Origin of the sequence: Corallococcus sp. CA049B (assembly GCF_003611685.1) — a bacterium.
GTDB classification, from domain to species: domain Bacteria; phylum Myxococcota; class Myxococcia; order Myxococcales; family Myxococcaceae; genus Corallococcus; species Corallococcus coralloides.
The window spans coordinates 1-15,527 of record NZ_RAWC01000213.1; the positions used below are offsets into that span (position 1 = coordinate 1).

Consider the following 15,527-nt stretch of genomic DNA (forward strand, 5'->3'; position numbering starts at 1 on the left):
GCCGGGCTCATCGCGGGCGAGGGGCTGGTGGGAGTGGGCATCGTCCTGGCGCAGGCGCTCTGGTAGCCTTCGGGCATCCGCATGCGCTGTCCGGTCTGCCACCGCCGCCTCGCTCCCGGCGCGGCGTGTCCCGTGAATGGTGTCGCCTCCGGGTCCGGTTTCCCCCTGGAGCCGCTGGCGATTCCTGACGTCCCCGGCCTGTCCGGTGCCGCCCTGTTGGGGGTGGGGGGCTTCGCCCACGTCTTCACCGCGGTGCGCGAGTCGGATGGCCGCGAGGTGGCGCTCAAGGTGGGGCTGGGGCCGCACCATGCGCGCTTCGCCCATGAGGCGGAGGCGCTCCGGCGCGTCGGGCCTCCCACGGTCCCTGCCGTGCTGGAGGAGGGGCGCGTGGGGGGGCGGCCCTTCCTGGTGCAGGAGTTGTTGCGAGGGCAGACGCTCGCGGCGTGGATGGCGGCGCTGCCAGGGACCGGCGCGGCGTCCGTGGCGCGGGTGCGCGAGCTGCTGACGGGGCTGTGTCCGGCGGTGGCGCGCGTGCATGCGGTGGGGGTCGCGCACCGGGACCTCAAGCCGGAGAACATCTTCCTGCGCGAAGGTGGCGCGCTGAGCCTGTTGGACTTCGGGCTCGCGAGGTGGAGGGACGCGGGGCCGGCGGAGGAGGCGGGGAACCGCGCGGGCACGACGGTCTACATGGCGCCGGAGCAGTGCCTGGACGCGCGCGAGGCGGGCCCGGCGGCGGACCTCTACGCGTTGGGCGTCCTGCTGTTCGAACTGCTCACGGGCACGCCGCCGTTCCACGGCACTCCGGACGAGGTGCGCGAAGGCCACGTGAGCCAGCGTCCGCCGCGCGTGTCGGAGCGGGCACGGGTTCCGGTGGCGCTGGACGCGGTGGTGGCGCGGTGTCTGGCCAAGGAGCCCGCGGAACGGTACGCGAGCGCGGAGGCGCTGCTGGCCGCGTTCGAGGCCGCGTGCGCGGAAGGGCCGTCACTGCCCGGTGTCGTCGGGACGAGGGATGCGCGGCCGTCGCAGGCGCTGACGACGTTCGCGGGCGCGCGGCCGGTGGCGGTGCTGGGCCTGCGCACGGCCGCGTCGGTGGAAGGACTGGCGGCCACGCTGGAGCCGTTCGGCGGAGTGCTGGCGCGGGTCGCGGCGGGGGGCTACCTGCTCGTCTTCTGCGAGTCGTTGTCCGCGGAGGCGAACGTGCGCGCGGGCGCGCTCGCGGCACGGCGGTGGGTGGAGTCCGGGGAGGCCTCGGCGGTCCTGCACGTCGCGGTGCTGTACGTGCATCCCGGCACCACGTTGCCGCGCATCGCGGGGGCCGCGCTGGAGCGGCCGGAGACGTGGTGGGGGAGGGCGCTCGCGCAGGGCGAAGTGCGGGTGACGCCAGAGGCGGTCGCGCGGCTGGAGCCGGGGTGGATCGAGCCCGTCACGAAGCCGGACGACAGTGAAGCCTCGCCCGGGATTCGTGAGTCTGGCGCGCAGGAGCGGCAGCCGCCCGACGGCCTCGGGTCCACGGCCTGGCCGGGGAACGAAGGAGCGCCGCGCGCGGCGTCCCCCGAAATCGTTGGCGCCGGGCGCGAGAACGGGGCGGTCTTCCGTCTGCGCCTCCACGACGAGGACGGAGCCCGCGCGGATGGCGAGCCTCCTCCCTTCGTGGGCCGCGACGCGCTCCTGGACGCATTGGTCGCGGACGCGGCGCGGAGCCTGTCGTCCTCGGCTCCGGGCCTGGGCGTGCTCACCGGCGAAGTGGGGCATGGCAAGTCACGGCTGCTCAAGGCGCTCGCGTTCCAGCTGGAGTCCGCGGGCCATGCCCGGGTCGTCCGTCTGCGCGCGCCGCCGCCGGATGCGTCGCTGTCCAACGCCTTGCTGGACTCCCTGCGCGCCGTCGTGGGCCGTCCTTCCGCGGAGCCCCGCATCCTGGCCGAGGCACTCCTCGCCCAGGCCCGTGAAGCCCCGCTCGTGCTGCTGCTGGACGATGCCCACCTCGCGGATCCCCTGAGCCTGGATGTGCTCGAGCGCGCCACGCTCGCTGGACCGCGGGCGCCGCTGTGGATCTGCGTCGCCGGACGTCCTTCGCTGCTGGGCCTGCGTCCCCACCTGGGCGAGCGCAGCGCCCACGTCTCACGCCTCACGCTGCCGCCCCTGCCACCGGAGGCCAGCCGCGCGGTGCTCGTCCACCTGCTGCGCCCGGCGGAGCACATCCCCGAACCCGTGCTCGCGCGCCTGGAGCAGCTGGCGCAGGGCGTGCCCCTGTCCCTCGTCGAGCTGGCTCGCGCGCTCCGCGCCGCCGGGGCCCTGCGTTCGGCGCCGGGGGGCGGATGGTACGTCGCGCCGGACGCGCTGCTGGACGTCTCCGTCACGCCGCTCTTTGAACGGCTGGCCCCTCGCGTGCTCGCGGGCCTTCCGGAAGCCCACCGGGTGCTCGCGCGGCTGTGCGCGGTGCTCGGCACGGAGGTGGACGTCGCACGCGTGGACGCGGCCCTGCGCCATCTGGCCACGGGGCCGGAGCTGTCGCGCGCCGCCGCGCTGGATGCGGGCGCGGGCCTGCAACGGCTGGCCCGCGCGGGCCTCCTGCGTCCCATCAGCCCGGGCCGCTTCGCCTTCCGCCACCCGCTCCTGCGCGAGGCCCTGGAGGCCCTGCTGCCTCCCGCGCCCCGCCGCGCGCTGCACGCCGCCGCGCTCAAGGCCAGCGTGGGCGACGACGTGGCCGAGCGCCGCCGCCGGGCCCACCACGCGGCCGTCTGCGGCGCCCACCTGGAGGCCTCGCGCGACTACCTGGCGCTGGCGGAGGAGGCCCGCTCCGGTCACCTGTCCGTGGATGCGGAGCAGCACTACACGCGCGCGCTCGCGCTCCTCCCGGAGTCCGACGACGCGCGCAGGGCCCAGGCGCTCGCGGGACGGGGCAAGGTGCGCCACCGCCTCCAGCGCTTCCGCGAGAGCCTCGCGGACCTGTCCGCCGCGCGCGCCCTGGCCCGCACCCGGGGCGACGCCGCGCTCGAAGTGGACCTGCTCCTGGAGGAAGCCACCGCGCGCGACTGGATGGAGGACTCGGACGGATCCGCCGCCTGCACGCGCGAAGCGCTCGACGCCATCGAGCCCCTGGACGCGCCGCGCCTGTCCCTCCGCTGTGGCCTGGCCCGGGGCCGCCTGCACGTGCGTCAGGGCGAGTGGGCCGCCGCGGCCCGCGTGCTTACCTCTACCGCCGAAGGCGCCGAGCGCGCCCGGGACCACGAGACGCTGGTCGTGTCGCTGGCCCTGCTGGGCGCCGCGCTCACCTTCCTGGACCGCGCGCCAGAGGCCGCCGAGCGCTTCGACGAAGCCCTGGCGCGCTGCGAGGCCGCGGGCGACGGACTGCACACGGCCGCCGTGCTGAGCAACCGCGTCCTCCTGTGGCTCCGCCAGGGCGACGTGTCCCGCATGGAAGCGGACCTGCGCCGCGCCATGGCCCTGGGCCGGGAGCTGGCCCACGCGCAGATGGAGCGCTGGTCCACCTTCAACCTGGCGGAGGTCCTCTACATGCAGGGCCGCCTGGACGAAGCGCTCCCCCTCGCGCAGCGCGCGCATGAGTTGGGCGTGCGCTTCTTCCGCGAACACCCCGTGCCCGTGGACGCGCTGCTCCTCGCCCGCATCCAGGCCGCCTCGGGAGACGAGGCAGCGGCGGCCCGCCAGCTCGCCTGGATTTCGGAGCGCTGTCCGCCGGAGTCCCTGCCGCCCACCGCCATCATGCGGCGGCTCGTGGAGCTCCAGGTCCATCAGCAGACCACCGGCGCCTTCCACGCGACGGACTGGGCCGCGCTCCACACCGAAGCGGACGCGCTGGCCTCACCGGATGAGAAGGCGGAGATCCTCCTGCAGGCCACCGTCATCGCGCGCCGCACGGGCGCGATGGAGGAAGCCCGCGAGTGGCTCGAACGCGCCGGACCCGCCGTGGCCGAAGCCCCCCTGTGGTCTACGCGTTTCCACGCATTGCGTGCCGCGCTCGCACCCCCAGCGCTGTAACGGGAATCGCTACACGGCGCCGCGCGCGTAACCTTTCACGCTACAGGGAGACAAGAAGCCCACGCCTGGGGTTTCCTTCCCCTCCCATTTCCAATTCCTGCCCAAGGAGTGTTCACGCGATGGCCTCCTCCGTCCTCCGAATCCCCTGGTGTTTCCTGTTGCTGGCCCTGACCGGCTGCGAGCCCGCGCTCCCGGAAGACACCACCCCCAGCACCGATTCCGACGTCGCGCTCGGCACGAGCCAGGCGGACATCCGCATCGCCAACTCGCTCACGACGCGGGAGCTGGTGCTCAACGCCATCGCCGCGAACCACGACGCCAACGCGGCCCTGTCCACGAACTCGCTGGAGTCCCTCTTCGACCCGGACGTGATGATCCCCGGCGGGGGCAGCGCGCTCGTCAACCACCAGCTCCGCGACCCGTACGCGCAGCGCTTCATGGCGTACCTGGTGAGCTGCGCGTTGGGCGAGGGCGAGACGCTCGAATACCTCAACCCCTTCCTGCCTGTCGGCGCCCAGCGCAGTGAATGGGCCGGCTCCGCGGGCCTCTGCCCGTGGTGGCGCACGCAGGCGCCGGGCGACGCGTGCCTCCGGCGTGTGACGGCGTGCCTCCTGTCGCGCAACAACGGCCTGGGCCACCGCGTGGAGCTGTCCATGCGCGGCGAAATCCACGAGCCCGCCCTCTCCATGGCGGAGCCGTTCTCGCTGGACGCGTGGACGGTGCCGCTGGACCACGTGCCGTCCACGTCCGCGTCGGTGAACAGCGCCGTGCCCTGCTCCGAACAGACGGTGGGCGCGGAGCGCGACTGCGGCTGGAAGATGCACTCGGTGGGGTGGTGCCCGGCGGGCCAGACCCTCTCCGTGGGCGCGGGCGGCCCGGCGGTCTGCCCGTCCGGGACGCCGCTGGGCTCCAGCTCCGAAGCGCGCATGGTGCTGCGGGTGTGCAATGGCATCGCCGGCTGCGACAAGGCGGACGCGCGGCACGTGGCGTCCAGCCAGGGGTGCTCGCCGGAGTCCACGGACCCCTCGTCCTCCACGGACACGGACCCCTCCGTGACCTTCACCTGCCCCGCGTCGGGTGGGTACTTCACGGTGATGACCGCGCCCTGGGACAGCGACGCGGAGGGCACGGCGACCGTGGGCGCCTCGGCCGGGGTGCAGGCGCCGCTCTCCGAGCGCGCCGTGTACCGGGTCCGCGAGGGCGCCTTCTACGGCAACCTCTTCGGCAGGGACGCGCTGCGCGACGACATCAACGTGACGGTGACGTTGGTGGCGGGGTCGAAGGACCGCTACACCATCAACCGTCCGAAGGGTCGCCAGTCGAAGCCCGTCTTCAAGGACCTCTACTCCTGCTACGACCCGGGCTGGGTGTACGGCCGGGCGTACGCGACCTACCGCGTGTGCGCGCTGCCGGGCACGCAGGAGGACTGCGCGGCCACCGTGACGGGCCCGTGCTGGAGCACCACCCCGAACGTCCCCTCCCAGTGCAAGACGCAGGACGGCCCGCTGCTGACGGGCGACGGCGACTTCGAGGCCTGCAGGGACACGTCCAACCAGCTCTGGGAGGAGCCCGTCACCGTCTTCCTCAACGGCGCGTGCGACCTGGTGGATGAACAGCACCGCGACCTGTGCAAGCGCTGGACGGAGCCCCCGCCGCCCCAGGAGAGCTCCCGGGGCAAGTACTAGCCCATGGCGGGCAGTGGCGAGGAGGCCCTCTACGGCGAGGAGCTGCGGCCCGGCGCGCTCGTGGGCGAGTGGGTCGTGGACCACGTCCAGGTCCACGGCCCCGTGTCCGCGCTGTACCGGGCGAGGCACGCGCGGTCCGGCGTGCCCGCGGCGCTGAAGGTGCTGCACCCGCAGGTGGCCGCGGCGGCGGTGGCGCTGCGGCGCTTCCGGCGTGAAGCGGCCACGTTGCAGCGGCTTCGCCACCCGCACATCGTCACGGTGCTGGGGTACGGCGAGCTGTCGGACGGCCGGCCCTTCATCGCCATGGAGTGGCTGGAGGGGCAGGACCTGGCGGCGGAGCTGGCCACGCGAGGGCCGCTGTCCCCGCGCGAGGTGCTGGAGGTGATGGAGCAGGTGGGCGCGGCGCTTCGCGTCGCGCACGCGGCGGGCGTGGTGCACCGCGACCTGAAGGTGCAGAACGTGGTGCGGCTCGCGCCGGGGAGAGGCGGCCCCGCCGTGAAGCTGGTGGACTTCGGCGTGGCGAAGGGGCTGGTGCCGGGCGCGCCGGGGAGCTCGTCGCTCACGCACACCGGCGTGGTGCTGGGCACGCCGCTGTCCATGGCGCCGGAGCAGATCCGCGGCGAGGTGCCGGACGCGCGCACGGACCTGTACGCCGCGGGCGTGCTGCTCTTCCAACTGCTCACGGGCATGCCGCCCTTCCAGGGCACCACGCGCCACGAGGTGGAGCAGCAGCACCTGCACGCGCCGCCGCCGCGTCCCGGAGAGCACGCGCCGGTGTCCGCCGCGCTGGACGCAGTGGTGCTGCGCTGTCTGCGCAAGGGGCGTGAGGAGCGCCACCCGGACGTGGACGCGCTCCTGGAGGACCTGCGGGGCGCGGTGCTGGGAGGCGCGGCGCCGGTGGAGGTGCCGCGCGCGGTGGGGCTGTACGTGGAGGCCCGGCTGACGGGAGCGCCGGACGCTGGCGCCATGGAGGACCTGGACGCGAGCCTGGAGCGCGCGAGCACCCTGGCGCGCGAGGCCGGGCTGGAGGTGCGGGTGATGGGCGGCGCGTGCCTGCTCGCCGTGGCCAGCCTCCCGGACGACGTGCGCCGTGAGCGCGAGCTGCGGGCGCGGGTGCTGGACGTGGGGCTCGCGCTGACGGGGACGGACGCCTCCGCCGCGAGCCTGCACGTCATCGTGCACGTGGACCGGCTGACGTCGCGGGAAGAGGCTCACGGCTGGACGGAGGCCACGGCGTCCGCGTGGGAGGCGGGCGGTGGGGAAGGGGGCCTGCTCCACCTGCCCGGCTGGGTGAGGGAGGACGGAGAAGCCGCCACGCCCATCGTCACCGGCCCGGCGCTGCGGGGACTGGAGGCGGACTTCATCGCCAGTCCCGTGCCGGAGGCCCCCGAGCGCTGGCGGCTCTCCTCCCGGCGCTGAAGCGGCGCCTACGGCTTGATGCCGTGCCTGCGCAAGAGCCGGTAGAAGTGCACGCGGTCCATGCCGGCGGTGACGGCGGCCTGGGCCACCTTGCCCTGGTGCTTCTCCAGGAGCGCCCGCAGGTACCGCCGCTCGAAGTCGTCCACCACGCGCCGGCGCTGCTCCGCGTACGGCCGCGACAGGTCCAGCTCCAGCGGGCTGCCCTCCGGCCGCGAGTCCTCCTCCGCCAGGGGCAGCGCGTCCTCGAACACCAGGCAGCGCTCCAGGTGGTTGCGCAGCTCGCGCACGTTGCCCGGCCACGCCGCGTGCCTCAGGCGGGACAGGAACTCCTGGGTGCGCAGCGCGCCCGTGCGCTCCGGGTCCGCGCCCAGCGACGCCAGGATGCCCGACACCAGCATGGGCAGGTCCTCCGGCCGCTGGCGCAAAGACGGCATGGCGATTCTCAGCACCGCGAGCCGGAAGAACAGGTCGGAGCGGAAGCGGCCCGCGTTCACCTCCGCGCGCAGGTCGCGGTGCGTGGCCGCGATGAGCCGCACGTCCACCGGCTGGTACGTGTTGCTGCCCACCCGGCGGATCTCCCGGTTCTCCAGCACGCGCAGGAGCTTGGGCTGCAGCTCCGGGGGCAGCTCGCCAATCTCGTCCAGGAAGACGGTGCCGCCGTCGGCCTCCTCGAAGACGCCCGCGCGCCGGCTCACCGCGCCGGTGAAGGAGCCCTTCTCGTGGCCGAACAGCTCGCTCTCCAGGATGTGCGGGGGGATGGCGCCGCAGTCCACCACCAGGAACGCCGCGTCCTTGCGCCGGCTGGCCTGGTGGATGGCGAGCGCCGCCTGGCTCTTGCCCGTGCCCGTCTCTCCCTCCAACAACACCGTGACGTCGCGCGCGGAGGCCCGCTCCATCATCGCGAAGCAGCCGCGCATGGCCACGGACGTGCCCACCAGCGTGCCGAAGCGCGTCAGCTCCGACAGGGGCAGCCGGTTGCTCTCCGCGCTGAAGTCGAACCGCAGCACCACGCGGCCCAGCCGCAGCAGGCTGCCGCTGCGCAGGATGCCCTCCACCACCTGCACGCCGTCCACGATGACGCCGTTGAGGCTGTCCAGGTCCTTCACCTGCGGGCCCTTGGGCCCGATTCGCACCTCGCAGTGGAAGCGCGACACGGTGGAGTCCTCCACCGCGAAGTCGTTGAGCGGATGCGAGCCCACCGAGCAGGTGTCCGCCGTGGACTCCCACACCGCGCCCACGCCCGGGCCCTCCACCACGGACAGGCGGAAGCGGCGCACCGTGGGCAGGTCCCCCGGACGGCGGGCCTGCTCATACGGCAGCGTCACGTGGAGCGCGGCCTCCTGGGCCTCTTCGTCCGGGCGGGCGCCCTTGTCCTTCGACTCCCCGGGGGCCCCGTCGACACGGGTTCGATCCGACACAGACATGCACTTCAAACTACCACGTCCGGGCCACACGGGGCGGAGCAGGCAGGTGTCCGCCAGGACACAGACGCGGTGCGCGCACGCAAAGCGTCAGCTCAGCGTCACGTCCAGGAACATCATCAGCACGAAGCCCACCATCAGCCCGGCCGTGGCCTCCTTCGCGTACTCCTGGCGGTGGCTCTCGGGGATCATCTCGTCGCTGACGACGTACAGCATGGAGCCGCCCGCGAACGCGAGCGCCCACGGCAGCACGCCTGCCGCGAACGACGTGGCGAAGAAGCCCACCAGCGCGGCCACGCCCTCCACCAGCCCCGTGTAGAGCGCCACCAGCACCGCCTGCTTGCGGCTGTACGCCACGCCCATCAGCGCCAGCGCGACGACGAAGCCCTCCGGGATGTCCTGCAGCCCGATGCCCACGAGGATGGGCGCGGCGATGGTCATGGAGCGGCTGCCCACGCCGGTGCCCACCGCCAGGCCCTCCGGGAAGTTGTGCAGCGCGATGGCCAGCACGAACAGCCAGATGCGCTTCAGGTTCGCCGCCTGCGCGTTGCCCTCCTGGCCCTTGATGAAGTGCTCGTGCGGGATGAAGCGGTTGCACAGGTGCAGGAACAGGCCCCCCACCAGCATGCTGCCGCCCACCACCAGCGCGGGGACGAAGCGCGACGTGGAGCGCTCCTCCGCCAGGTGGATGGCGGGGACGACGAGCGAGAAGGCCGTGGCCGCGAGCATCACGCCCGCGCTGAAGCCCATCAGCACGTCCTTGGTGCGCTGGGAGATGCCGCCCATGGCCAGGGCGGGCACGGCGCCCAGGCTGGTGGAGAGGACGGTGACGGCGCTGCCAACGAGCGCCAGCGCGAGGGTGGACGAGCCGAAACCGCTGTCGGACATGGCCCCCTCAACCTGTCGCACTCCCCGCCGCCCGGCCACCTTTTCGGCGGGGCCGGGCGCGGAGGGTGCCCGCCATGGAACAGCCGTTCCCCAGCGGACGCACTCAGGGCGACAAGCGCTGCTTCTCCCGCAGGATGAGGTGCCACTCCTGGAGGTTCTTCTGGAGCGCGGACTGCCACGCGTCGATCTCCGGATCCAACCGCTTGTCCACGCCGCGCAGGGACTCCAGGAGCGGCCGGGCGCCGGACTGGCCCAGCCGCGCGAGCCCCTCCAGCGCGGACTTGCGCACCGCGAGGTCGCTGTCGCTCCGGTACAGAGATGTGAGCGAGCGGCGCGCGCCCGCGGACTCGGAGCCCGGCACGCCGCCCAGCGCCTTCGCCGCCGCCGCGCGCAGGCCCGCGTCCTCCGAGCGCAGTTGCTGGGTGAGCTTGCGCACCACCTCCGGGCTCGCGGCCTCCATGGAGACCTCGCCCAGCAGGCGTCTGGCCAGCGCCGGGTCATCCGTGGCGGTGGCGACCTTCACCGCCGCCTCCGCCAGCTCCGGGTTGTGGCCGAAGTAGATGCCGGCGCTCTCCGTCACCAGGTTCTCCACCACCGCCTGGCGCACCTCCGGCGCGCTGTCGCGCACGAGCTGCTCGTAGGTGACGACGTCGCCGTTCTTCGCCATGAACTCCACGGACGGCGAGCCCTGGAGCGCGCGCACGGCCGCGGCGCGCAGGCCGGGGTCCGCGTCCTGGCTCGCGCGGGAGAGCAGCGGCTGGAGCAGCTCCGGCTTTTGAGCATTGCTCGCCTTGGTGGCCAGCGCCGCGCCCACGGCCTCCAGCACGGCGGGGTCGCGCTCCTCGCTCACCGCCCGGCCCAGGGCCTCCGGCGGCATGGCGATGGCGGCCTCCTTCAGGCGCAGCCGCGCGTACTTGCGGTACGCGGGCGAGCCCGTCTGCATGGCCACGCGCACCTCGTCCAGCATGCCCTCCACCGTGCAGGCCGCCTTGGTGGGGACGGCGACGGGAGCACCCTGCGCCAGGGCCAGGCCGGGCAGCAGCGCCAGCCAGAGCACCCGGGTCTTCGTCATTCGCGAGCCCATCAGTGCGGCGCTCCTTCCTCGACCACGCAGTCGTGGTGTTCCTTCTTCCCCAGCCAGATGCGCGCGAAGTCCGTCGTGCCGGTGGCGTACAGCGCCTTGAAGTCCAGATAGTCCTGCCGCAGGCGCGGGTCCTTGCGCGCGAACTCCTCCACCAGGGGCAGGGCGTCCGCGCCGGCCGCGCGCACCGCGAAGCGCAGGAAGGCCCAGCGCACGCACAGGTCCTGCTCACCGTCGAAGGCGGCGCGGTACGCGGCGAGCGCCTTCTGAGGGTCCTCGGTGACGGCGAGCCGGAAGGCGGCCATCTCGCGCACGTCGCGCTCCTTGTCGGTGCGCATCACCTTCGCCAGCGCGTCGATGGAGTCCGGGTCGAGCAGCGGGTCGGAGTACGACGGCATCTCCAGCGCGAGCAGCCGCACCGCCGTGTCCTCCGACGTGGTGCCGATGTCCAGCAGGTCCTTCCAGTACGGCGCATACGTGCCGGTGCGCTCGTAGTCCTCCTTCATCACCCGGCCCAGCGTGCGCGTGGCCACCCACGCGGCGGAGTCCGCCGAGTCATCCAGCGCGATGGCCTTGATCCGGCCGCGCATCTCCGGAGTGAAGCGGTGCTGCGTCTCCAGCGCGTCCAGGACGGCGGCGCGGTCCTGCGTGAACAGCGACTTGTTCTCGGCCACCGCCATCAGCTTCTCCGTGACGCGCGGATGGCGCACGGCGGGCGCGGCCTTGAGGGCCTCCAGGTAGATGGACGGCTCCGGTGGCGCGGCGTTCACCGCCCACGCCAGCAGTTGCATCGCGCGGTCCGGGTCGTTGCCCACGAGCTCCGTCAGGCGCTCCTGGAGGTAGGCCACCAGCGCGGTGTCGCGCGCCTGGATGGCGGCGGCCACGGCGGCATGCAGCGACTCCATCGTCGCGGACCTGTCCAGCGCGGCCAGTCCGTCCCAGCACCCGGGCATCGGAATCTCCTCGCGCGGTCCGGTGCGCGCGGCGGGCGGAGGCTCCACGGCGGCGGCGTTGCCGGAGGCGGCCGTGGGCATGGAAGGATTCGCCGCGGCAGTTAGCGGAGGACCAGCGTCAGCGCTCCCGGCCGAGCCCCGCCACCACACGACGCCCAGGGCGACGAGGAGGACGAGGCCGGCGAGCGCGACCTTGAAGAGGGGACGGGAGGTCATGTCGAAGGGGGCTCACACGGTGAGGGAAGGGAGGGCGCGCGCGCGCCGGAAACAGCCGGGCGGGGCACACGCGGCCCCCGCCCGGAGCCACACGGGCTACAGCGTGGGAACGCCCAGCCGGTTGTTGCAGTAGGCGTTGGTGCCGCACGTGGTGCCGACGCTGGTGTACCAGGCCGACTTGCGCGTGCCGTACTGCCGGTTGTCCGCGTGCACGTGCGGGCCGGTGGCGTTGCCCGTACCGCCCACGAGCCCCAGCGCGCAGCGGTCGCACGTCTTCGTGCCGGAGCTGACGTTGGCGTAGAAGTGCAGCTGGCGGAAGTCCCAGCCGCTCCCGCCGGACACCACGTAGTAGTTGCCCGCGCCCCCGTTGCAGGTGGAGCCGTAGCAGGCCCCCGCGCAGCCGCCGTAGTAGTAATAGTAGTAGTTGCCCACCAGCATGCCCCGGTGGTTCCACTCGCCACAGGTGCCGTTACCGATGTCCAGCGCCGTGTGGCTGCTCCCGGTGCAGCCGTAATAGGTGGTCGAGTTCACGTAGGCCGCCGTGTCGCAGATGGGGCCGTTCGCCGTGGCCGCCACTCCCGGTCCGGCCCACGCCGCGGCGGCCAGCGCCACCCCGGCGGACAGCAACGTCTTCAGCTTCATGCGGTGCTCCCTCCCGTCATCCGTCCTCCGTTCCCCGATGAATGGGGGGGAGGCGGTGAAGCTGTAATACATGAAAAGCTGGAAACCGTCTCGGGGATTGGGAATTGAGAAACACAACGATTCCAGGGGCTTCCGTGCCGCGCCGTGTCGTTTCCCGGGGTGCGACGCAACTGGCGGCAAACGTTCACGACAATCTGGAATGTCGGCGTTCTGCCGACCCTGGCGCCCCACCGCCGGGACCCTCAGGCCAGGTGTCTCCGTCACCTGGGAGAAGCGACATGACCACGATTGGCAAGCCCGGCTCGCGCACGACGTCCCCTGTCAGCACCCAGCCGGCGAAGACGCCCGCCACGTCCGGGAAGCCCAACGCGGTGAAGGCGGCCGTCACGCAGCGGATGTCGGACGGCTTCGACTCGGGTCCCCGCGCGGGTTCGCGTCCCCCGCTGACGGAGGTGCGCACCACCGAGACGGCGGTGAAGAAGGACAAGGACGGCGGCGGCTTCCTGGGTGGTCTCGCGTCGGGCCTGGGTTCGGCCCTCGACAAGATTGGCAAGGGCGTGGCGAAGGCGCTCGCGCCGCAGGTGAGCACGAACGCGGACGGGCGCACGGTGGTGGACCTGGGCGCGGGCAACAACACCGCGAAGGTGACGCAGAACAAGAACGGCGGGCTCACCATCACGTCCGGCAGCGACACGGTGAACCTCACCGCCGAGCAGGCCAAGGGCGTCATCATCAACGGCGGCGCCGGCAACGACTCCATCACCGTGGACAAGAGCGTCACGCAGGACATCACCCTGGATGGCGGTGAGGGCGACGACAAGCTCACGGGCGGCGCGGGCAACGACACGCTCATCGGCGGCGCGGGCAACGACACCGTCATTGGCGGCGAGGGCAACGACGCGCTGAAGGGCCTGGACGGCGACGACTACCTGGAGGGCGGCGCGGGTGACGACCGCATCATGGGCGGCGAGGGCCGGGACGTGATGTACGGCCTGGACGGCAATGACACCCTGTCGGGCGGCAAGGGCCGGGACTACATCGACGCGGGCGCGGGCAACGACCGGGCCTTCGGCGGCGAGGGCGATGATCAGGTCATTGGCGGGCGCGGCGATGACACGCTGAGCGGCGGCGCGGGCAACGACGCGGTGGCGGGCGGCGCGGGCAAGGACACCGTCCGGGGCGGCACGGGCACGGACAAGCTCTACGTCGAGGAGAACGAGGCCACCTGCGACGCGGCCGAGGGCGAGCGTGAAATCGTCGACATGACGGACGCGGACCAGCGCGGCTCCTCCGTCTCCGTGACGGGCAGCGCGGAGTTCCAGGCGCGCGTGCAGTCGGACCTGGACGCGATGCGCTCGCTGCCTTCGGGACAGGACCTGCTGGGCACGCTGGACGCCAGCGGCAAGAAGACGGTCATCCGCGAGACGTCCAGCGGGAACAGCGCGGGCGGCACGAACTTCAACGACGGCTTCATGAACGCGGACGGCACGCCGGGCAAGGGCACGGACGCGCAGGTGAACTACAACACCACGCGCATCTCGCTGGGCAGCGAGGAGTGGATGAACCGCCCGCCGGTGGTGGGCCTGTTCCACGAGCTGGTGCACGCGTCGGACATGAACAACGGCACGCTGGCGCTGGGCTCCAAGAACGGCACGCGCAACCTGGAGACCTCCGCGGTGGGCCTGCCCATCGACCTGGACCAGGACCCGTCCACGCCGGACGTGGTGCAGGGCGGCCGTCCCGGAGAGAACGTCCTGCGCGACGACCTGAACCTGCCGACCCGCCCGCGCTACTAGGATGCGGGGGATGAGGACCTTCCGCCGCGCTGGTGCCATCATGGCGCTGGCGATATTCGTGGGCTGCGCGCGGGCGCCGGAGCGGCCCGCGCCCCCAGCAGCGGATCCAGGAGGACAGCGCGTGGCCCAGGCGGACGTGGAGCTGAAGGTGGAGTCGGTGGCGCGCGAGGCGGACACGCTCGCCGTCACCTACGCGGTGCACAACCGGACGCAGAAGGCCGTGCTGCTGCTGGACGGCCTGTGGGACGTGGGCTTCAGCGGCCACCTCACGCTGGCACCCGAGCGGGCCTACGTGGACCTGTCCGGCGGCAAGGTCGTGCTGTCGCGGATGTTGCTGCCGGTGCCGGAAGACCTGGCGGTGGAGGCGCCGGAGGTGCCCGCGGTCAGCCGCGTGGAGCCGGGCGCCACGGCGAACCGCCGCGCGGTGGTGCCGCTGCCCCTGCATACCGCGCTGCCGTACCCCACGGGCCCGGAGGAGACGCGCGAGCTGTCCACCGTGCGCGAGGTGTCCCTGCGCGTGGGCTACCTGCCGGACGCGGACGCGGTGCCGCTGAGCCAGGGGAAGGACGCGCAGGGCACGCCCATCCAGACGCCCCATTACGGGCCGGCGGTGACGGCGCAGCGGGTGTTGGACAGCGGACCCCTGCCGGTGACGGACGCGAAGTAGGGAGCCCGGGCCCTGGCGGCGGAGGACGAGCGCGATGACGGCTCCGGGCCCGTCATCGTCACCGAGGACGCGGAAGGACGCCGCTCGCTGCGCTTCGGCGACGGGGGCGCGCGCCAGAGCGTGGTGTGGCCCGGTGAACCGCTGCGGCTGGAGCTGCCGTACACCCGCATGTCGATGGTGGCGCTGGCGTTCGTGCCCCGGCCGGAGAACATCCTCGCCATCGGGTTGGGGGGCGGCGCCATCCCCATGTTCCTGCGCGCGGTGCTGCCGGACACGTACATCGACGTGGTGGAGGTGGACGCGGCGGTGGTGGACGCCGCGAAGGAGTACTGCGGCTTCCAGGAGGACGCGCTCCTGCGCGCGCACGTGGGGGACGGGCGGGCCTTCATCGAAGCGGACGGGCCGCCCTACGATCTCATCTTCCTGGACGCGTACGGGGCGGATCAGATCCCCGGGCACCTGGCCACGCGCGAGTTCCTGGGCGCGGTGCGCTCTCGGCTGACGCGGGGCGGGGCGGTGACGAGCAACGTCTGGGAGTCCGCGGCGAACCCGCACTACGACGCGATGTTGCGCACCTACCAGGTGAGCTTCCACGGCGTGTCCGTCTTCGAGGTGCCCACGACGACCAACCGCATCCTGGTGGGGCTGGAAGGCCCGCTGCGGCTGACGCGCGAGGCGCTGGTGGAGCGGGCCCGCCGGGTGGAGCGGGAGCGCAAGCTGCCGTTCCGGTTGAGCACCCTGGTGGAGCAGCGCTACCGGCCGC

11 protein-coding genes are annotated in these 15,527 nt (G+C 73.1%); 6 read left to right on the forward strand and 5 right to left on the reverse strand.

The window, feature by feature from the left end; all coding sequences use genetic code 11:
* Window positions 1–81: 81 nt before the first annotated feature.
* From D7W82_RS31910 to D7W82_RS31920, 3 genes are all read left to right on the forward strand, one after another.
* Window positions 82–3,996: a serine/threonine-protein kinase gene (locus D7W82_RS31910; RefSeq protein ID WP_120621929.1), complete on the forward strand. Its 3,915-nt coding sequence runs from the start codon at window positions 82–84 to the stop codon at window positions 3,994–3,996.
* Between the two features lie 119 nt (window positions 3,997–4,115).
* Window positions 4,116–5,681: a hypothetical protein gene (locus D7W82_RS31915; protein WP_120621930.1), complete on the forward strand. Its 1,566-nt coding sequence runs from the start codon at window positions 4,116–4,118 to the stop codon at window positions 5,679–5,681.
* Window positions 5,682–5,684: 3 nt separating this feature from the next.
* Window positions 5,685–7,100, forward strand: a complete 1,416-nt coding sequence (locus tag D7W82_RS31920; RefSeq protein ID WP_120621931.1) for a serine/threonine-protein kinase — start codon at window positions 5,685–5,687, stop codon at window positions 7,098–7,100.
* 8 nt (window positions 7,101–7,108) lie between these two features.
* Here D7W82_RS31920 and D7W82_RS31925 read toward each other — a convergent pair whose 3' ends face one another.
* The 5 genes from D7W82_RS31925 to D7W82_RS31945 all read right to left on the reverse strand — a co-directional run bounded on the left by D7W82_RS31925 (window position 7,109) and on the right by D7W82_RS31945 (window position 12,301).
* Window positions 7,109–8,524, reverse strand: a complete 1,416-nt coding sequence (locus D7W82_RS31925; protein WP_233588054.1) for a sigma 54-interacting transcriptional regulator — start codon at window positions 8,522–8,524, stop codon at window positions 7,109–7,111.
* Between the two features lie 87 nt (window positions 8,525–8,611).
* The gene (locus tag D7W82_RS31930) at window positions 8,612–9,409 is read right to left on the reverse strand and encodes a ZIP family metal transporter (RefSeq protein ID WP_120621932.1); all 798 of its coding nucleotides are present in this window, start codon (window positions 9,407–9,409) and stop codon (window positions 8,612–8,614) included.
* 103 nt (window positions 9,410–9,512) lie between these two features.
* Window positions 9,513–10,493: a HEAT repeat domain-containing protein gene (locus tag D7W82_RS31935; protein WP_120621933.1), complete on the reverse strand. Its 981-nt coding sequence runs from the start codon at window positions 10,491–10,493 to the stop codon at window positions 9,513–9,515.
* Complete coding sequence (locus tag D7W82_RS31940; RefSeq protein ID WP_120621934.1) at window positions 10,493–11,659, reverse strand: HEAT repeat domain-containing protein; 1,167 nt, start codon at window positions 11,657–11,659, stop codon at window positions 10,493–10,495. The genes D7W82_RS31935 and D7W82_RS31940 overlap by 1 nt, the downstream gene beginning before the upstream one ends.
* Window positions 11,660–11,755: 96 nt before the next feature.
* A complete protein-coding gene (locus D7W82_RS31945; RefSeq protein WP_120589735.1) occupies window positions 11,756–12,301 on the reverse strand; it encodes a peptidase M23 in 546 nt (181 codons plus the stop codon).
* 278 nt (window positions 12,302–12,579) lie between these two features.
* On the opposite strand from D7W82_RS31945, the gene D7W82_RS31950 reads away from it, so the two are divergent.
* The 3 genes from D7W82_RS31950 to D7W82_RS31960 form a co-directional block, all read left to right on the forward strand.
* The gene (locus D7W82_RS31950) at window positions 12,580–14,097 is read left to right on the forward strand and encodes a M91 family zinc metallopeptidase (RefSeq protein ID WP_120621935.1); all 1,518 of its coding nucleotides are present in this window, start codon (window positions 12,580–12,582) and stop codon (window positions 14,095–14,097) included.
* Window positions 14,098–14,107: 10 nt separating this feature from the next.
* The gene (locus tag D7W82_RS31955) at window positions 14,108–14,764 is read left to right on the forward strand and encodes a hypothetical protein (protein WP_120621937.1); all 657 of its coding nucleotides are present in this window, start codon (window positions 14,108–14,110) and stop codon (window positions 14,762–14,764) included.
* A gap of 120 nt (window positions 14,765–14,884) precedes the next feature.
* Window positions 14,885–15,527 (forward strand): spermidine synthase (locus D7W82_RS31960; protein ID WP_233588055.1); only part of this gene is annotated, 643 nt, incomplete at its 3' end.

Coding starts and splice junctions, on each gene's coding strand:
- D7W82_RS31950 (WP_120621935.1), top strand. CDS start 12,580: ATGACCACGATTGGCAAGCCCGGCTCGCGCACGACGTCCCCTGTCAGC.
- D7W82_RS31910 (WP_120621929.1), top strand. CDS start 82: ATGCGCTGTCCGGTCTGCCACCGCCGCCTCGCTCCCGGCGCGGCGTGT.
- D7W82_RS31945 (WP_120589735.1), bottom strand. CDS start 12,301: ATGAAGCTGAAGACGTTGCTGTCCGCCGGGGTGGCGCTGGCCGCCGCG.
- D7W82_RS31955 (WP_120621937.1), top strand. CDS start 14,108: ATGAGGACCTTCCGCCGCGCTGGTGCCATCATGGCGCTGGCGATATTC.
- D7W82_RS31930 (WP_120621932.1), bottom strand. CDS start 9,409: ATGTCCGACAGCGGTTTCGGCTCGTCCACCCTCGCGCTGGCGCTCGTT.
- D7W82_RS31920 (WP_120621931.1), top strand. CDS start 5,685: ATGGCGGGCAGTGGCGAGGAGGCCCTCTACGGCGAGGAGCTGCGGCCC.
- D7W82_RS31925 (WP_233588054.1), bottom strand. CDS start 8,524: ATGTCTGTGTCGGATCGAACCCGTGTCGACGGGGCCCCCGGGGAGTCG.
- D7W82_RS31940 (WP_120621934.1), bottom strand. CDS start 11,659: ATGACCTCCCGTCCCCTCTTCAAGGTCGCGCTCGCCGGCCTCGTCCTC.
- D7W82_RS31935 (WP_120621933.1), bottom strand. CDS start 10,493: ATGGGCTCGCGAATGACGAAGACCCGGGTGCTCTGGCTGGCGCTGCTG.
- D7W82_RS31915 (WP_120621930.1), top strand. CDS start 4,116: ATGGCCTCCTCCGTCCTCCGAATCCCCTGGTGTTTCCTGTTGCTGGCC.